The sequence below is a fragment of the Blautia sp. An46 genome, assembly GCF_002161645.1.
Lineage (GTDB): Bacteria > Bacillota > Clostridia > Lachnospirales > Lachnospiraceae > Blautia > Blautia ornithocaccae.
In genome coordinates, this window is the sequence record NZ_NFIF01000004.1 from 39688 (window position 1) to 57155 (window position 17468).

Here is a 17468-nt window from a genome sequence, read left to right on the forward strand (position 1 = left end):
AAAGCAGGTGATTCGTTCCAATGAGCAAAGGTACGATTAAGAAAGTGGCGGGGCCGTTGGTTATCGCAGAGGGCATGCGGGACGCAAATATGTTTGACGTGGTCCGCGTAAGCAGCCAGCGCCTTATCGGTGAGATCATTGAGATGCATGGGGATGAAGCCTCTATCCAGGTATATGAGGAGACTTCAGGACTGGGACCGGGAGAACCGGTAGAGTCTACAGAAGCGCCTCTGTCCGTGGAACTGGGACCGGGCCTGATCACCAGTATCTATGATGGAATCCAGCGTCCCCTGGATGATATTATGAAGATTTCAGGAACCAACTTAAAAAGAGGAGTTGAGGTTCCTTCTTTAAAGAGAGATTTAAAATGGAATTTTGTTCCCACAGCGCAGGTGGGAGATGAGGTAGAAAACGGGGACGTGATCGGAACCGTTCAGGAAACCCAGATCGTGAACCACAAGATCATGGTGCCTTACGGAATAAAGGGAAAGGTAAAGGAGATCAAAGCAGGAGAGTTCACCGTGGAAGAGGTAGTGGCAGTGATCGCTACGGACCAGGGGGACAGAGAACTGACTTTGATGCAGAAATGGCCGGTACGCCAGGGCCGTCCTTACCTGAAAAAACTGCCTCCTGAGAAACCATTGATCACAGGACAGCGTGTAATTGATACCTTCTTCCCTATTGCAAAGGGAGGAGTTGCTGCCGTTCCGGGACCTTTCGGAAGCGGCAAGACCGTTATTCAGCACCAGCTGGCAAAATGGGCGGAAGCGGATATTGTGGTTTATATCGGCTGCGGAGAACGCGGAAATGAGATGACCGACGTTCTTAACGAGTTCCCGGAACTGAAAGACCCCAAGACCGGACAGTCCCTGATGCAGAGGACGGTGCTTATCGCCAATACCTCAGATATGCCTGTGGCAGCCCGTGAGGCTTCTATCTATACAGGTATCACCATTGCAGAGTACTTCCGCGATATGGGATATTCGGTAGCGTTGATGGCTGATTCTACATCTCGTTGGGCAGAGGCTCTCCGTGAGATGTCAGGCCGTCTGGAAGAGATGCCCGGTGAGGAAGGCTACCCCGCATACCTGGGTTCCCGTCTGGCACAGTTCTACGAGAGAGCAGGCCACGTAATTTCTCTGGGCAAGGATAAGAGAGAAGGGGCCCTGTCCGTAATCGGCGCCGTGTCTCCTCCGGGAGGAGATATTTCCGAGCCGGTATCTCAGGCTACCCTTCGTATTGTAAAGGTATTCTGGGGACTGGATTCTTCCCTGGCTTATAAGAGACATTTCCCGGCTATTAACTGGCTGACCAGTTACTCTCTGTATCTGGACAATATGGAGAAATGGTTTAATGAGAATGTAGCTTCTGACTGGATGTCTGACCGCCAGAAAATGATGAGTCTTCTTCAGGAAGAGGCAGAGCTGGAAGAAATTGTAAAAATGGTAGGTATGGATGCCCTTTCTGCCGGTGACCGGCTGAAGATGGAAGCAGCCAGATCCATCCGTGAGGACTTCCTTCACCAGAACTCGTTCCATGAGGTAGATACCTACAGTTCTCTGAAAAAGCAGTATCTGCTGATGAAGCTGGTGCTGGCATACTATGACCATGGTGTGGAAGCCCTTAACCAGGGCGCTTCCATTCAGGATCTGGTGAAACTGGAAGTAAGAGAAAAAATCGGACGTTTTAAATATACTTTAGAGGATAAGCTGGATGAGGAATACAAGAATATCATGGACCAGCTTGCCAAGGAAATATCCAATGTATTAGGAAAGGAGGGCTTCTAAATGCCAAAAGAATATAGAACCATACAGGAAGTTGCCGGCCCTCTGATGCTGGTACGGGGAGTTGAGAACGTACATTACGATGAACTGGGAGAGATCGAGCTGGCAAGCGGAGAGACCAGACGATGCAAGGTGCTGGAGATTGATGGAAGCAATGCCCTGGTACAGCTCTTTGAAAGCTCTACAGGTATCAACCTTTCCAACAGCAAGGTACGGTTCCTGGGAAGGAGCATGGAGCTGGGCGTATCGGAAGATATGCTGGGCCGTGTATTTGACGGCCTGGGCCGTCCCATTGACGATGGTCCGGAAATCCTTCCTGATGAGAGAAGAGACGTAAACGGCCTTCCTATGAACCCGGCAGCCAGAAGCTATCCGGAGGAATTTATCCAGACAGGGGTTTCCGCCATTGACGGTCTGAATACTTTGGTAAGGGGCCAGAAGCTGCCGATCTTCTCAGCTTCCGGTCTGCCTCATGCCCAGCTTGCAGCCCAGATTGCCAGACAGGCCAAGGTAAGAGGTTCAGGAGAAAACTTCGCCGTAGTATTTGCAGCTCTTGGTATTACTTTCGAGGAAGCTAACTTCTTTACAGAAAGTTTCAAGGAAACCGGAGCTATTGACAGAACTGTGCTTTTTATCAATCTGGCTAACGACCCGGCAGTTGAGCGTATCGCCACTCCGAAAATGGCCCTGACTGCTGCAGAGTATCTGGCTTTTGAAAAGGATATGCATGTACTGGTCATCCTGACAGATATTACTAACTATGCAGACGCTCTCCGTGAGGTTTCTGCAGCCCGCAAAGAAGTACCGGGACGCCGTGGATATCCGGGATATATGTACACAGACCTGGCGACCATGTATGAAAGAGCCGGAAGACAGAAGGGCAAAAAGGGAAGTATTACCATGATCCCTATCCTGACCATGCCTGAGGATGACAAGACCCATCCGATTCCTGACCTGACAGGTTACATCACAGAGGGACAGATCATCTTAAGCCGTGAGCTTTACAGAAAGGGTGTCACACCGCCTATCGATGTACTTCCTTCCCTGTCCCGTCTGAAAGATAAAGGTATCGGTGAAGGGAAGACAAGAGCAGACCACTCTAACACTATGAACCAGCTGTTTGCAGCCTACGCAAGAGGAAAAGAGGCCAAGGAGCTGATGGTGATCTTAGGAGAAGCGGCCCTTTCCGACATTGACCTGATCTATGCTAAATTTGCAGACGCCTTTGAACAGGAGTATGTATCCCAGGGATATAATACGGACAGAGATATTGAGGAGACCCTGAATATTGGCTGGAAGCTGTTATCCATTCTTCCAAGAAGCGAGCTGAAACGTATTGACGACAAATTCCTTGATCAGTACTATGGGAAATAAAGGAGGTGACGGCTTTGGCAGCTACCCAGGTGAATCCTACCAGGATGGAGCTTACCAGGCTGAAGAAAAAGCTGGTAACGGCTACCAAGGGACACAAACTTTTAAAGGATAAACGGGATGAGCTGATGCGTCAGTTCCTGGATCTGGTAAGAGAGAATATGGCTCTCAGACAGAAAGTGGAGGCAGGGATCCTGTCTGCCAATAAGAACTTTGTCATTGCCAAAGCTGGAATGTCAGAGCAGATCCTGAACACGGCTCTTATGTCTCCCAAACAGGAGGTATATCTGGAAGCCAGTAAGAAAAATGTTATGAGCGTGGATATTCCGGTGTTTAAGACCAGGACCAGGACCGCAGACGCAAACGACATTTATTCTTACGGATTTGCTTTTACTTCCGGAGATCTGGATGATGCAGTAAAATCTCTGGCAGATATCCTTCCGGATATGCTCCGCCTGGCCGAGGTAGAGAAATCCTGCCAGCTTATGGCGGCGGAGATCGAGAAGACCAGAAGAAGGGTAAACGCTCTGGAACATGTGATCATTCCGGAGACCCAGGAGAATATCAAATATATTACCATGAAACTGGACGAGAATGAGAGAAGTACCCAGATCCGTCTGATGAAGGTAAAGGATATGATGCTGGAAGAGGCTCATCATTATAAAGATAGAGAATACTAAAATTGATAAAATTTTGTCCGGATACGAGACAGTAGGACTGGGACAAAAATGAAAGAGCTGTTGCATTAAAGTCGAGAATATTCTTAGTTAATGCGGCGGCTCTTTTTATCCCCAAAAATATGCTGCAGGAACTTTATTGGAAAGAGTTCTTCATAGCTAGTTTGAAGTTTGCACTCATTCACAGCCCTAATCATGTGTTTGCCGTAACTTCATGGCTGGAAGATATTGAGGGCAGGGGAATGGTATGCTAATATAATGAATAACAGAGCGGAAATCTTTTAATTTGATATTGAAAAGTACAGGGGACGTTTTCTATATATAAATGGGGGGATCAAAGGAAAATATGAAAAATACTAAATTGGAAATTACCATAGCGATATTAGGAGCTTTACATGGTCCTTCGTTTGGCTTAGGGACAGATTCGGAAGTTAAAAATCTAAAATTATATGAAGGGAGAAGACTATGAAAGGATATCAACTAAAGATAACGATTAAGGGCAGTTCCCCTCCCATCTGGAGAAGAGTGATCGTGCCGGAGAAAATAAGTTTTGAAGATCTGGACAATGTGATTGAATACATATTCGGCTGGACCCATGACCATCTTTTTAGTTTTGTGATCCCCAAGGAAAGAATTTATTTTAATGGTCCTTCGGAAGCCGGAGATGAAGAGGCCGTACAGGAAGGGATTGACCGGTGGTTTTATGAGAAGGCTAAGATTATTTATACATATGATTTTGGAGATGACTGGGAGCATACCATACTGGTGGAAAAAATCCTGGATTATGATAAGCGTTATCCCCAGGTAGTGAAATTTAAAGGCCCCAATATGATCGAGGACTGCGGCGGGATCTGGGGTTTTTATGACGTGATAGACCAGGCGGAGCCTTTTGAAATGGAAAAGGTCAATGAATATTTAAAGGCCCATATGAAATTCTCGAAGTTTGAGGGAAGTACGTATCCGGAAGATTATGGTCTTCCTTATAGTGAAAAGGAAATGTACGAGGAACTCCGGAAATACCTGAAAACTATGGCAGGGGCCGGAGGAGAAGAGAATTTTGAGGACTTTGGAGAGTTAGAGCCGGAAGAGTCTCTGGAGGAGGTTTTCAAAAATTATAAAAAGGATGATCTTCTGGAAATCGCACGAGACGCCAATCTGCCAAAACCGGCAAGATTCAAAAAGGCAGAGCTGGCCCAGTGGCTGAAAAACAGTCTTCTGGAGTCCGGACAGTTCAGGAAAGTACTGACGGAATCAACCCAGGAGGAAGTGGGATTTTTCCAGGAGGCGATAGAGGAAAAAGGGATTTATATCCAGGCAGAACTGGTTTCCGTATCACCTCTCCTGTCTTTTTACTGCGGCCTTAGAGACGGAGAGTTTCTTACAGTGCCAAAAGATGTAGAAGAAAAGTTCCGAAAAATTTATACGGGAAGTTTTCAGAGGGAATTGGAGAGACACTGGGAGCTTTCCGGATACTGTAAAAGCGCTGTATATCTTTACGGAGTGATAAGCCTTGAAGATCTGGCGAAGATTTACCGGGGATATGAGCATAAGAAGATCACAGCAAAAGAACTGGCAGATATAGCTGCCCGGTATCCCGGGGAAATGACAGTAAAAGACGGATATCTTATGGAAGAAGAATTGGAAGAAGTGGATCTATATGTACGACTTTTAGAAGACCAGGAGAAGTTGCCTTATTATTTGCCCATGGATAAAGAAGACTTTCTTCGGTACGGAGAAGTAGAATGCCAGGAACCAGACGAACATACCCTGCCTATGCTGGAATTTTTTTCTGAGGAGATGGATCAGGATATGCCTCACAGTCTAATTCTATACTATGCGGTTCTGGATTCCCTGCAGAAGAATGGAGAGCCGGAAGAATGTGCTTCTCTGGCTATGGAATACTGTAAAGAAACCAGGAAAGGCCGGAAGATAAAGCTGACAAAGATCATTAAAAATCTGCAGCCATATGTCCGCACCTGGGAGAACCGGGGATTTACGGATTATGAGGTGGAAGCAATGAGAACGGAAAAACAGGATGCCAGCCGTGTGCTGGCAGATTCTAAGAAAGAGACGGATAAGGATTGTAAGGTAGTCGCTTTTCCCGGAACAAAAAAGATCTATCCCAATGATCCATGCCCCTGCGGAAGCGGGAAGAAATATAAGTACTGCTGCGGCAGAAAGAAAAAATAAAGAGAAATTAAAATCGGACAGAAAGGGCCAGACGGCTGCCTTTTCTGTCCGGTTTTTCTACGATATCGAGGTGAGCTCTAGGCCTTGCACCTACTTATGAGAAAGCTCAGATGATACAACAGGTTTGCCATCTTTGTCAAGCAATGGTGTTAAACCTGATGCATTTCCATTTCGGTGAAACAGATAATTGACACCTGTCTCGGTATCGACCCAGATTTCAACCACTTCAATAGTGCCCTGCCGGTACACTTTCTTAAAACGATCCATCGGTAGTCCTCCTTAATGAAAATTTTAATAAAATCCAGCCTTTTGCTGCCGGTAAAGATAAAAGCAGAAACTGGACAGGAGGGAAATCTTATCTGCTCAGTTTTTTCCAGTATTTCCAAAACTGACGGCCAAGTACCAGAAAAAGAAAGAGATACAGGATAAAAAGTATCCAGAATCCCCAGTTCAGCGCATACCCTGCTAAGGAATGATTCGTACTTTGGGTATACAGGTTGGGAATAATCAGCAAAAAGAAAATGGCTATAAGGGGAACCATACGGCTGAGAAAAATCCGCTTTACCATCTCCAGCCTGGATTCGTCATCACAGAAGATTTCTTCATCCCCGGCCATTTCAGAAGCCGGCTTCCGGAAATAGCTGTAGCCGAAATAATCCTGGATATATTCCCAGCCGCAGTCCCGGAACATCTGGACATATTGTTCTTTGTGAGCAATTCCGTCAGGATTATAGTCCAACTGATAAACCACGTCTTCTGGCTCGCATTTCTCAAAGTGATAGATCCCCAGTAATGTGGCTTTTGTAAAACGCCAGCCTTTTAATCCCTCCTGGCGGAGGAAGTCCTGCTCTTTTTCCCATTCCATAATAGTAAAATACCGGAATTTTATTTTACGATCTTTCATTTTCACGCACCTCCATCATATTCTGATACAGCCGTTCTATCCGTTTCATTTCCAGGTCCAGGACCTGTCTTCCTAAATCTGTAATCTTGTAGATCTTCCGTTTCTCTTCCTCCCGTATGAATTGGATCAGGCCGTCTTTTTCCATTTTGGAGAGACTGCCGTAAAGGGTTCCGGGACTTAAACGTATTTCTCCGTGGGTCAGAGACTCTACCTTCTGGACAATGCCGTATCCATGAGATTCTTCCAGAAGACATAGCAGGATATAAAACCCGGTCTCGGTCATAGGTACATAGACTTTTTTGATATGTGTATTCATATAGGGTCACCTCGGAGATTAGATAAATAGTTTTTAGTGCGATGTATCGCACTGCGATATTATAATTTTAATATAGCACTGGGATATATAGATGTCAACTGAAAATGGAACTTTTCTGATCTGAGCAGCTGCTTTCTCCGGCTTTTTCCTGTATGGACAGAGAAAGGGATTTTCGATATACTGAATTTTATATAAGTAAATTTGTGAGCAAAACATCGGAAGTTTACCAGGAGAGAAGGAGGACGCATATGAATATAGAAAACTTTACCGTTTATCAGAAGACCGTGCCAGAGCGAAAGGCAGTTTTTCAGGAGTTTCCATCTTCTCTCCATCCGGATATCCGGGAGTTTCTGAAACTGGAAGGAATTCCCAGCCTGTACAGCCATCAGGCAGAAATGTTTGAGAGGGCCCGGGAGGGAAAGAACGTGGTGATCACCACTTCCACGGCCAGTGGGAAGACCCTCAGCTTTCTTTTGCCGGTACTCCAGGAGATTTTAAAGAATCCTCTGACCAGAGCAGTTTTTGTCTATCCTACCAAAGCCCTTGCCAGCGACCAGTACCGGGCGTTGCAGCCTGTTCTGGAATATTTCGGAAATGGACGGATCAACGCTGGGGTTTATGATGGAGATACTATGCAGGCGGAACGGAGCAGGATACGGAAAAGTGCCAACATTATCCTTACCAATCCGGAAATGCTGAATTCTGCTTTTCTTCCAAATCACAGCAGCTATGGGTTCGACTTTATTTTCTCCAATCTGAAATATGTGGTCACTGATGAACTCCACACCTACCGGGGTGCTTTCGGGGCTCATCTGGCCAATATTTTCCGGCGGATGAAGCGTGTCTGCGGCTACTACGGATCAAAACCTCAATTCCTGTGCAGTTCGGCCACCATTGCCAATCCCGCAGAGTTGGCGGAGAGGATCTGCGGGGAAAAATTTGTTCTGGTGGATAAGGACGGGTCAGCCGCTCCAGAAAAAGAATACCGGCTGCTCCTTCCACCGGAAATTAAGGGAAAGAATGATAAGATTTACGGCAGAAGGCCGGCCTCCTGGCTGGCAGCGGAGTTGGTACCGGCTCTGGCAGCAGGGAATCATCATTTTATTGTGTTTGGAAAATCCAGGAGAAATGTGGAGGTTATCCTGAAGGAAGCCAGAGATAAAATGGAGGAAAACGGGATTTCCAGGAAAATTGCCGGGTACAGAGGGGGATATACCCCTGTGGAGAGGAAGAGCATTGAGGAGAAAATGATCACAGGAGAACTGGCCGGCCTGGTATCTACCAATGCCCTGGAACTGGGGATTGATATTGGCAGTCTGGACTGTACGGTACTGGCAGGGTATCCGGGAACACGGGCTTCATTCTGGCAGCAGACGGGAAGAGCCGGAAGAAACGGGGAAAAATGCGTAAACTATCTTATCCTGGAAAATCAGCCTTTTGACCAGTATATTGCTCTGGACCCGGAGTGGCTGTTTTCCAAAAGCAGCGAAAATGCTATTGTGGACCCGGACAATCTTCTCATTGAACTGGCCCATATCCGGGCGGCTGCGGCGGAGATGCCCCTGTCTTTAGATGATGCGGGCCTTTTTCCGGATCTGGGGGAGATTATCCCGGTGCTTTTAAATGCAGGAGAAGTGGAGAGTATGGCTGGACGTTTTGCCTGGACGGGAGAGGTATTTCCAGCAGGGGACTACAGTCTGCGGAATATGGACAAGTCCAGATATAAGCTGCTTCTTGAAAAGGAAAACCGGGAGATTACTCAGATGGATGAAACCCAGGCTTTCCATGAGCTTTACCCGGGAGCGGTATATATCCATGAAGGGGAGCTGTATGAGGTGCTGAAGCTGGATCTGGAGTCCAGGACCGCCTATGGAGTTCCCTTTTCCGGAAATTATTACACGGTACCCTCAGGGACCCAGGAGACCAGGATCCTTCAGACTTTCAGAGAGGAAGAGCTGGGAAGGTGCAGGATCCATTTTGGGGATATTAACGTGGAGGAAGTCATCTCCATGTACAAGAAGCTCCAGTTCCATAATCATCAGAATCTGGGCTATGTAAGCCTCCTAAGGCCTTTGCGGAAGGATTATGATACGGAGAGTACCTGGATCCATATTCCGGAGAATGTCACAAGAGTTTATCGAAATCTGCTGGTGCCTGCGAAAAGTGGGGAGCTGATGCTGAATAACCATTTTGAGGGACTGGCCTTTGCGGTAAAGAATGCTGCCATGATGGTGACTATGACAGAAAGTTCAGATATTGATACAGTGATTTCCAACAATGCCAGGATACCGGATATTTTCCAGGAAGAAAAGGTGTCCCTCTTTATCTATGACCGGTATGAGGGGGGACTGGGATACTCGGAAAAAATTTATGATCTGGTACCTGAAATCCTGGAAAAGGCCATTCATATGGTAAAGGGATGTTCCTGCGAGGATGGCTGCCCCGCCTGCGTGGGAGATTATACCCTGGATAAAGCCATGGTTCTGTGGGGCCTGGAAAATCTCCTGGAGGAAAGCCTTCCTCCGGAACAAGTAAAAGTGCCGGAACAAGAGGCCAGGCCGGTAATGGAAAAGGAATATTCGTTCTTTACCCTTCCTATACAGTGGCAGGAGTTCTGCCAGAGCGTGAAAGAAAACGGAGAGAAGGGGGGAGACTTTTTAAAAACTATCCAGGAGGTAGGAGTGGAGGACCATACTCTGGTACTTACGGTGAAAAATGGATTTTACCGGGACTGGCTTCTGGAAGGAGAGAATCTCAGGGAACTGGAGAACACCCTGAGATGGCATGCAGTGTGCCCCTCTGATATGAAAATAGAAGTCCGGGCAGAGGAAGACCGGGAAAATGCAGAAAAGATAAAAGGAAGGCTGCGCAGAAAATATGGAGACAAGGGAGAATAAGGACTGGGAAAAACTTAATGAATACCAAAAGGAGGCAGTGCTGGATGACAGTCCGGCCTGTGTGGTAAATGCCAATGTAGGCAGCGGGAAGACCACGGTGCTCATTGCAAAGGTTTTGTATCTTTATTTAGAGAAAAAAGTGCCTCTGGAAGATATGCTGGTGCTGACTTTTACTAACAAGGCAGCCCAGGAGATCCTCAGCCGCCTTTTGCTCAGAGAGCCAGAACTTTCTCCGGAGCAGAGAGCCGGGTTCGGAACCTTTCACAGCGTGGCCCTGAGGCTTTTAAAAGAAAAGCTCCCTGTGGAAAAAGCCGGCTGGGACAGGGACTTCTCTGTAATGGAACCTGAAGAAGAAACAGAGCTGGCCCAGAGGATCATTAAAGAAGAAAAATTGAATATCAAATATAAGAACCGGCTGAAAAAGCGCCTGGAGCAGGAATACAAGGCTTATCTGGAAGGAAGAGAAGCTTCCAGGTATGGGGACGACCTGTTCCGGCTGTACCCTCTGCTGAAACAGGAGAAACAGCGGGAGAACAAAATGAGCTTTTCGGACTTGCTTCTGGTAAGCACCGAGCTGATAAAAGAGGAAGGGTTTCACCCCGCCTGGGTGATCGCAGATGAAATCCAGGACAGCGATAACCTCCAGCTGGAATTTCTGGAAGCTCTGGTGGGAGAGGAGACCAGGCTTTTTGCCGTGGGGGACCCAAACCAGGTAATCTACAGCTGGAGAGGTTCCAGCGACAGTACCTTTTTTGCCCTGAAAAGGAGGTTTTCGGCAAAAGAACTTTCCCTGCCGGTAAATTACCGTTCTAACGCAAGGATTCTGGAAGCGGCTAACCATTTCCGGCAGTTTGGAACCAGGATCCAGGGCTGCCGGGAAGAGGGAAAGCTTATTAAGGTAAAACGGCAGTATGACCCTTTTACAGAGGCAGAATATCTGGCGGAACAGATTGAAAGTTTACATAAAACAGGAGAGAGCTATGAGGATACCGCAATCCTTTACCGTCTTCAGAGGCAGGGGGAGCTTCTGGAGAAGGTTTTTGAAAAGAGGGGAATTCCTTATCAGATTTCGGTAAAACAGACGGTAAAGGATATTCCTGCCCTGGACTGGGTGGTGAAAATCCTTCGGTTTTCTGTAAATCCCAGAGACCGGCAGACAGGGGAAGAGGTGCTGCTGAATCCGGGATTCGGGGAGAAGCTTACGAAAAAGAAAGTCCGGGACCTTCTGGAGGAGGGAAAAGGGAAGAGTTTTTTATATGAGCAGATGAGAAGCTTTCAGGCCTGGTCTTCCAGCCAGACAAAGATTCCCAAGTGGAGGGAAATCTTTGATTATTTCGGTCTTGGAGAAGCCTTTGGTCCCACTTCGGCTGGCTATAAGGAAAGAGAAGAACAGGCAGGGAAACTTCTGGAATGGCTGAGAGTGTACTGTGAGAAAAAAGAATTGTCTCTCTGGGAAGGGACCAGAGCTTTTTTAAATGATGGGGCCCTCTATGGCATGGACCTTGGAGAAATCATGGGGGAGAGAGAAGAATCTTTAAAGGGCGTCCGGCTGATGACCCTCCACGCCTCAAAGGGACTGGAGTTTCACCGGGTATATCTGATCGGTGTGAATCAGGGGCTGATTCCTCTTCGCTGTAAAACTATGGAGCAGGAGGAAGAGGAGCGGCGGCTGTTTTTTGTAGGCATGACAAGGGCAAAAGAGGAGCTGGAACTTTCTTATTATGTCAACCCAAGAGAGCCGGGAGTTTTCGGAGAAGGAAGCCGGTATCTTCTGGGCATCCCTCCGGAGCTTCTGGACTGGGAGGAAGACGTCAGGAGAGAAAAAGGGGAAGAAAATCTCCGAAAACTGGGAAGAAAAGTCCGGGAAGAACTGCGGAAGAAGAAAGAAGCAGAAAAGGAATTGGCTCCAGACAAGAGGAATACAGATGCTGAGCCAGAGGGCAGAAGAGAAGAACTTTCGGAGAAACCAGATGAAAGGGAAACTGGAAATGTGGTACCTGGCCCAAGGGTCCGTCACAGAAAGTATGGGGAGGGAATACTGCTCTCTCAAAATGAACTGACTGTAGAGGTGGAATTCCCTGGCTATGGACGGAAACAGTTTTTGAAAGCTCTGGGAGAGATAGAGTTCCTTTCTCAGGAGACAGGTGAGACTTATGGAAAGTAAAATGGATTTTTATAAAAGAGGAGCCCTGGTATTAAAAAGCATTCCTCAGGGGAAAGTAGCCACTTACGGACAGATTGCCCTGCTCTGCGGAAAACCGGGAAATTCCCGGCAGGTGGGATATGGCCTGGGGAGAAATCTCATGGGGGAGGATATTCCCGCATATAAAGTGGTAAACGCCCAGGGGATTCTGTCAGGAGCGGCGGCCTTTGAGACTTTTGATATGCAGAAACTTCTTCTGGAGCAGGAAGGGGTGGAGGTCAGACTGACAGAAAAAGGGTGGAAAGTAGATTTAAAACGATATCAATGGAAAAATACTCTGGAGGAAGCAGAAGCCTTTCGGGAAGAATTTCAAAAGAGAGGAATCTGACAGGAGAAGAGGTGGAACAAGTGAAGATTACATGTATTGCCTTAGACTTGGACGGAACAACTTTAAACCCTCAGGGGAGACTTGGCAGAAGAAATCGGGAGGCGATTAAGAAGGCTCTGGATGCAGGAATACAGGTAGTGGCGGCCAGCGGCAGGTCCCTGGATTCTCTGCCAAAGGACATTCTGGAAATTGAAGGTATCCAATATGGGATCACATCTAACGGAGCTGCAGTGTACAGGCTTTCTGACAGAAAATGTCTGAAACAGTCCAGGCTTTCCGGTGATTCCGTAAACGAGATTCTGGTCTGTGCAGAGAAGGAAGAGGTAGTTTTTGAGGCTTTTATTAAGGGAAAGCCCTATGCTCAGAAAGAGTATGTGGAGGACCCGGTAAGTTTTGGGGCCAGTGAAAGAGCTATTCCCTATATCCAGAGTACCAGGGAGCCTGTGGCAGATATGGAAAGCTTTATCAGGGAAAACCAGGAGATGCTGGACTGTTTGGACATTGTGGTGAAAAGTGAGGAAAAGAAGAGAGATTTGTGGAAAACTCTTCAGGAAAATGTAAAAGATGTGTATATCACTTCTTCGGTCCCTCAGCTTTTGGAGATTTCTCACAGAGATTCGGGAAAGGATGCAGGAATCCGTTTTCTGCTGGAATATCTGGGCTTAAACAGAGAAGGCCTGGCGGCTTTTGGCGACGGGGACAATGATAAAGAGCTCCTTGCTTATGCCCGGATAGGGATTGCTATGGAGAACGCCTCTCCGGAGTGCAAAAGGACAGCAGACTGGAGCGCGCCTTCCAATGACAGAGACGGGGTGGCCTGGGGAATTGAAAAATTGCTGGGTATAGGAAGTTTTGAATTATAAAAATTTTATAGTTCTTTACTCGACAAAAAGGGAAAAAAAGTTTAAAATTTTAATATAGATAATATATCTTAACAGGCATAAAAATGTAATAAATGTAAAATACAGGGGGCAGTAAAGTATATATTAAATTTATCATTTATATAACTTTATAAGGCCCCTTTTACTATGATAGCGGGAAGGAAGGATGGCGGGTGAGAAAGAAAGCATTACATAAAGATATACGCCAGGAAATCAAAAGGACTTTACCCAGGTTCCTTTCCCTGTTCCTCATGTCGGCGCTGGGAGTGTCCTTTTTTTCAGGGGTGAGGGCCTCCATGCCGGATATGCTCAGCACTACAGACGGATATCTGGATGACACGGGATTATTTGATCTTCAGGCAGTAAGTACCATGGGCCTTCAGGAGGAAGATCTGGAGGCTGTGCTGGACACAGAAGGAGTGCAGGAAGCAGAACTGTCTTATTCCTCGGATCTTCTGTGCGACAGTGAGGGAGAGCAGTATGTAGTCCATCTGATGGCTCAGAGTGATATGGCGCAGTGCCAGGCAGAGGAAGGCAGGCTGCCGGAAAAGGCAGACGAAATATTTTTGGATACGGAACTTGCCCAGGCTCTTGGCTGCCAGATCGGAGACAAGATCACTCTTTATGAGGAAGATCAGGAGGGAGATAAACCGGAAGGGCTGGCATATGGGGAGTTTGAGATCACCGGTATAGGATCCAGCCCTATGTATCTCTCAATAAACCGGGGCAGCGCCTCTGTAGGAAATGGCCAGGTCACCGGATTTGCCGTGGTTCTGCCGGAGGCCTTTGATATGGAGGTCTATACCCAGATGAATATCCGTCTGGAGGGCGCAGGAACCCTGGAATGTTACTCCGATGAATACAAGGAGTTGGTGAGCAGCGTCCAGGCTGCTCTGGAGGAGACTGCAGGGGTCCAGTGTGAGTGGCGGTATGAACAGATTTACGATGAGGCACAGGGCGAGCTTGCGGATGCCAGAGCCGAGCTGGAAGATGGAAGGGCTACTGCCCAGCAGGAGCTTGCAGATGCCAGAAAGACTCTGGATGACGGCTGGGCCAAGGTCAATGATGGAGAGAAGCAGCTGGCAGATGGAAAACAGCAGCTGGCAGACAGCGAAGCTCAGCTGAACCAGAGCCAGCAGGAGATTGACGATGCAAAAGCCCAGATGGAATCAGCCAAAGCCCAGGCGGAAGATGGTGCAGCTCAGGTAAGCGCCGGATGGGCAGAGATTGAGGCAAATGAAGCCCAGCTTAATGATTCAGAACAGCTGCTGTCAGAGAAAAAGGCTGAACTGGAACAGGGAGCGGCAGAATTAGAGGCCGGGAAGGCCCAGCTGTCTGCCCAGGAGGAGGTTTTAAACCAGTCTCAGTCAGAACTGGAAGCCGGAAAGACCCAGCTTGCACAGATGGAAGGGGCATTGGAAACTCTCAGAACAGCAGTGTCAGAACAGGAAGGGGCTATAGGAGGACTGGAAAGCCAGGCGGCGGCTATCCAGGGGCAGATCGATCAGCTTCAGGCATCTCTTGGAACCTCTTCAGACCCTGAAAATCCAGATGGAGACAGCTCAAATGATGAAGAAATCCTGGCTCAGATTGGAGAACTGGAAGCACAGAAAGCTGCTCTGGAGACAGAAATTCAGAATCTTACAGTGTCTTTGGAAGAGACAAGAGCCCAGCTGTCTGCCCAGGAGACTGCTCTGACTCCCCAGATACAGCAGCTTCAGCAGGTAATCGCCCAGGGGGAAGCCCAGCTGTCAGAAGGAAGGAATCAGTTGGAGACAGCCAGGGCTCAGCTGGAGGAAAGCGAAGCTCAGATTACTGCCGGCAGGGAAGAGATCGCTCAGGGCGAGGCAGCGATTGCCCAGGGACGCCAGGAACTGGAGGCTGCTAAGGCCCAGCTGCAGGCGGCCCAGGCTGAAGTAGACAGCGGCCAGGCTCAGATTGCAGCCTATGAACAGCAGATTGCAGATGGAGAGGCCCAGATTGCTTCCGGCAGAGCCCAGCTTGAAGAAGCCAGGGTTCAGCTCCCTGAACAGGAACAGGAGCTTGCAGATGCCAGAAAAGAGCTGGAAGATGGAGAGGCGGATTATTTAGAAGGAAAAGAAGAAGCAGAGGCCCAGATTGCTGATGGAGAACAGCAGATTGCTGATGCAGAGGCAGAGCTGGCGGACCTGGAACAGCCGGAATGGTATCTGAATACCAGAGATGACGTGGTGGAAGATTATGGTGAAATGGAGGACAATGCAGCTCAGATCGGTGCAATCGGCAGGGTCTTCCCGCTGATGTTTTTCCTGGTGGCAGCCCTGGTAAGCCTTACTACTATGACCAGAATGGTAGAAGAGCAGCGGGGCCATATCGGAACTATGAAGGCCCTTGGATACTCCAAAAAAGATATCGCCATGAAATATCTCTTTTATGCAGGCAGCGCTACTTTAAGCGGCGGCGCTGTGGGGATCCTGGTGGGACAGAAGCTGTTTCCTTATGTTATCCAGGTCAGCTATGGAATTATGTATGACTGTCTGAAACAGCCGGATATTCCATACCGTCCGGTGTTTGCTATTCAGGCCATGTTAATATCCTTTGTCTGCATTATGCTGGCAACAGGCTTATCTTGCATGAATGAACTGAGAGAGAGCCCGGCAGAACTTATGCGTCCGGCAGCTCCAAAGGTAGGAAAGCGGGTACTGCTGGAGTACATACCACTTATCTGGAAACGACTGAATTTTACTATAAAGTCTACTTTCCGGAATATTTTCCGGTATAAAAAACGGCTGTTTATGACAATCTTTGGAATCTCTGCCACTATGGCTCTGCTGGTCACCGGATTTGGGCTGCGGGATTCCATAATCGATCTGGCCGAAATTCAATACGATAATATCCAGCTTTACGATGCAATGATAACTTTCAGCGGTACGGATGAAGAAAAAGAAGACCTGGGACAATGGCTGGAGGATGAGAAAGATGTGGCGGCATCTACTATGGTCCATATGGAAATGGTGGATGTAAGTACGGAAGAAGGAAATGGAGAAGTCTATCTTTGTGTTCCGGAAAATAAGGAAGATTTCCAGGCCATGACAGTCTTGCAGAACAGGACCTCAGAGGAAGTCTACACCCTGGACGGCGAAGGGATCCTTCTTACGGAATGGATGGCAGATACCCTGGGGGTAAGTGCAGGAGACAGTATTACCATGGAAAAAGAGGACGGCAGCAGCAGTCAGGAAGTACAGGTCATGGGCGTGGTAGAAAATTACATTATGAACTATGCATACATGTCGCCCCAATACTATGAGAAAATCTATGGAGAACCGGCAGAGTTTGAGGTAATGTATGCAGAGTTTACTCCGGAGGGGCAGGAGAGAGAGAATGAGCTTGGCTCAGAAATCCTTCAGCAGCCAGGTGTGTATAATGTAAGTTATACTTCTGATACCAAAAGAGAGATTAACGATATGCTTCAGGCCCTGGTGCTGGTAATTATTGTACTGATCGTAACAGCAGCCCTTCTGGCCTTTGTGGTACTGTATAACCTGAACAATGTAAATATTACGGAGCGGCGCCGGGAACTGGCCACATTAAAAGTCCTGGGCTTTTATGATCAGGAAGTGGCGGCTTATGTGTACCATGAGAATATTATCCTTACTCTCATGGGCATTGTGGTGGGTGTAGGACTGGGAACTCTCCTTCACCAGTATATCATTCATACTATCCGGGTGGATATGGTTATGTTTGGTCAGCATGTATCCCTGGTCAGCTTCCTGATCAGCGCAGTGCTAACGGCAGTATTCTCAGCTTTTGTAAACTTTGTTATGTATTTTAAACTGAAAGAAATCAATATGGTAGAGTCACTGAAGAGTGTGGAATAGGAGCCGGACAGAAAATAATGAAGATGGGGCTGTTGCATTAATTGCGACAGCTCCATTTTC

Annotated in this window: 12 protein-coding genes; 9 read left to right on the forward strand and 3 right to left on the reverse strand. The window is 47.6% G+C overall.

The genetic code is table 11. The features are described 5' to 3' along the window. The first annotated feature begins 20 nt into the window (after positions 1-20). The 4 genes from B5G00_RS04615 to B5G00_RS04630 all read left to right on the forward strand — a co-directional run bounded on the left by B5G00_RS04615 (position 21) and on the right by B5G00_RS04630 (position 6022). Entirely contained in the window at positions 21-1787 is a 1767-nt protein-coding gene (locus B5G00_RS04615; protein WP_087269241.1) for a V-type ATP synthase subunit A, read from the forward strand. After that, a complete protein-coding gene (locus B5G00_RS04620; RefSeq protein ID WP_087269244.1) occupies positions 1788-3158 on the forward strand; it encodes a V-type ATP synthase subunit B in 1371 nt (456 codons plus the stop codon). Positions 3159-3172: 14 nt separating this feature from the next. Further along, positions 3173-3835, forward strand: a complete 663-nt coding sequence (locus tag B5G00_RS04625) for a V-type ATP synthase subunit D (RefSeq protein WP_087269247.1) — start codon at positions 3173-3175, stop codon at positions 3833-3835. Between the two features lie 462 nt (positions 3836-4297). Then, the gene (locus B5G00_RS04630; protein ID WP_087269250.1) at positions 4298-6022 is read left to right on the forward strand and encodes an IS1096 element passenger TnpR family protein; all 1725 of its coding nucleotides are present in this window, start codon (positions 4298-4300) and stop codon (positions 6020-6022) included. Positions 6023-6112: 90 nt separating this feature from the next. Here the strand turns inward: B5G00_RS04630 and B5G00_RS04635 are convergent, their stop codons facing one another. The 3 genes from B5G00_RS04635 to B5G00_RS04645 form a co-directional block, all read right to left on the reverse strand. Continuing rightward, complete coding sequence (locus B5G00_RS04635; RefSeq protein ID WP_087269253.1) at positions 6113-6289, reverse strand: DUF6440 family protein; 177 nt, start codon at positions 6287-6289, stop codon at positions 6113-6115. 88 nt (positions 6290-6377) lie between these two features. After that, positions 6378-6926 carry a DUF2812 domain-containing protein gene (locus B5G00_RS04640; RefSeq protein ID WP_087269255.1) on the reverse strand — a complete coding sequence of 183 codons (549 nt, stop codon included), beginning with the start codon at positions 6924-6926 and terminating at the stop codon, positions 6378-6380. After that, positions 6913-7242, reverse strand: coding sequence for a PadR family transcriptional regulator (locus tag B5G00_RS04645; RefSeq protein ID WP_087269257.1), 330 nt, complete (start codon positions 7240-7242; stop codon positions 6913-6915). Before B5G00_RS04645 ends, B5G00_RS04640 begins: the two co-directional genes overlap by 14 nt. Before the next feature lie 248 nt (positions 7243-7490). On the opposite strand from B5G00_RS04645, the gene B5G00_RS04650 reads away from it, so the two are divergent. The 5 genes from B5G00_RS04650 to B5G00_RS04670 all read left to right on the forward strand — a co-directional run bounded on the left by B5G00_RS04650 (position 7491) and on the right by B5G00_RS04670 (position 17408). Then, entirely contained in the window at positions 7491-10139 is a 2649-nt protein-coding gene (locus tag B5G00_RS04650) for a DEAD/DEAH box helicase (protein ID WP_087269260.1), read from the forward strand. Next, complete coding sequence (locus tag B5G00_RS04655; protein ID WP_087269263.1) at positions 10120-12303, forward strand: ATP-dependent helicase; 2184 nt, start codon at positions 10120-10122, stop codon at positions 12301-12303. Before B5G00_RS04650 ends, B5G00_RS04655 begins: the two co-directional genes overlap by 20 nt. A 1-nt stretch (position 12304) precedes the next feature. Then, entirely contained in the window at positions 12305-12670 is a 366-nt protein-coding gene (locus B5G00_RS04660) for an MGMT family protein (protein WP_087269662.1), read from the forward strand. A gap of 20 nt (positions 12671-12690) precedes the next feature. After that, positions 12691-13533, forward strand: a complete 843-nt coding sequence (locus B5G00_RS04665) for a Cof-type HAD-IIB family hydrolase (protein ID WP_242971281.1) — start codon at positions 12691-12693, stop codon at positions 13531-13533. Positions 13534-13724: 191 nt separating this feature from the next. Next, positions 13725-17408, forward strand: a complete 3684-nt coding sequence (locus B5G00_RS04670) for an ABC transporter permease (protein WP_087269269.1) — start codon at positions 13725-13727, stop codon at positions 17406-17408. Positions 17409-17468 lie beyond the last annotated feature (60 nt).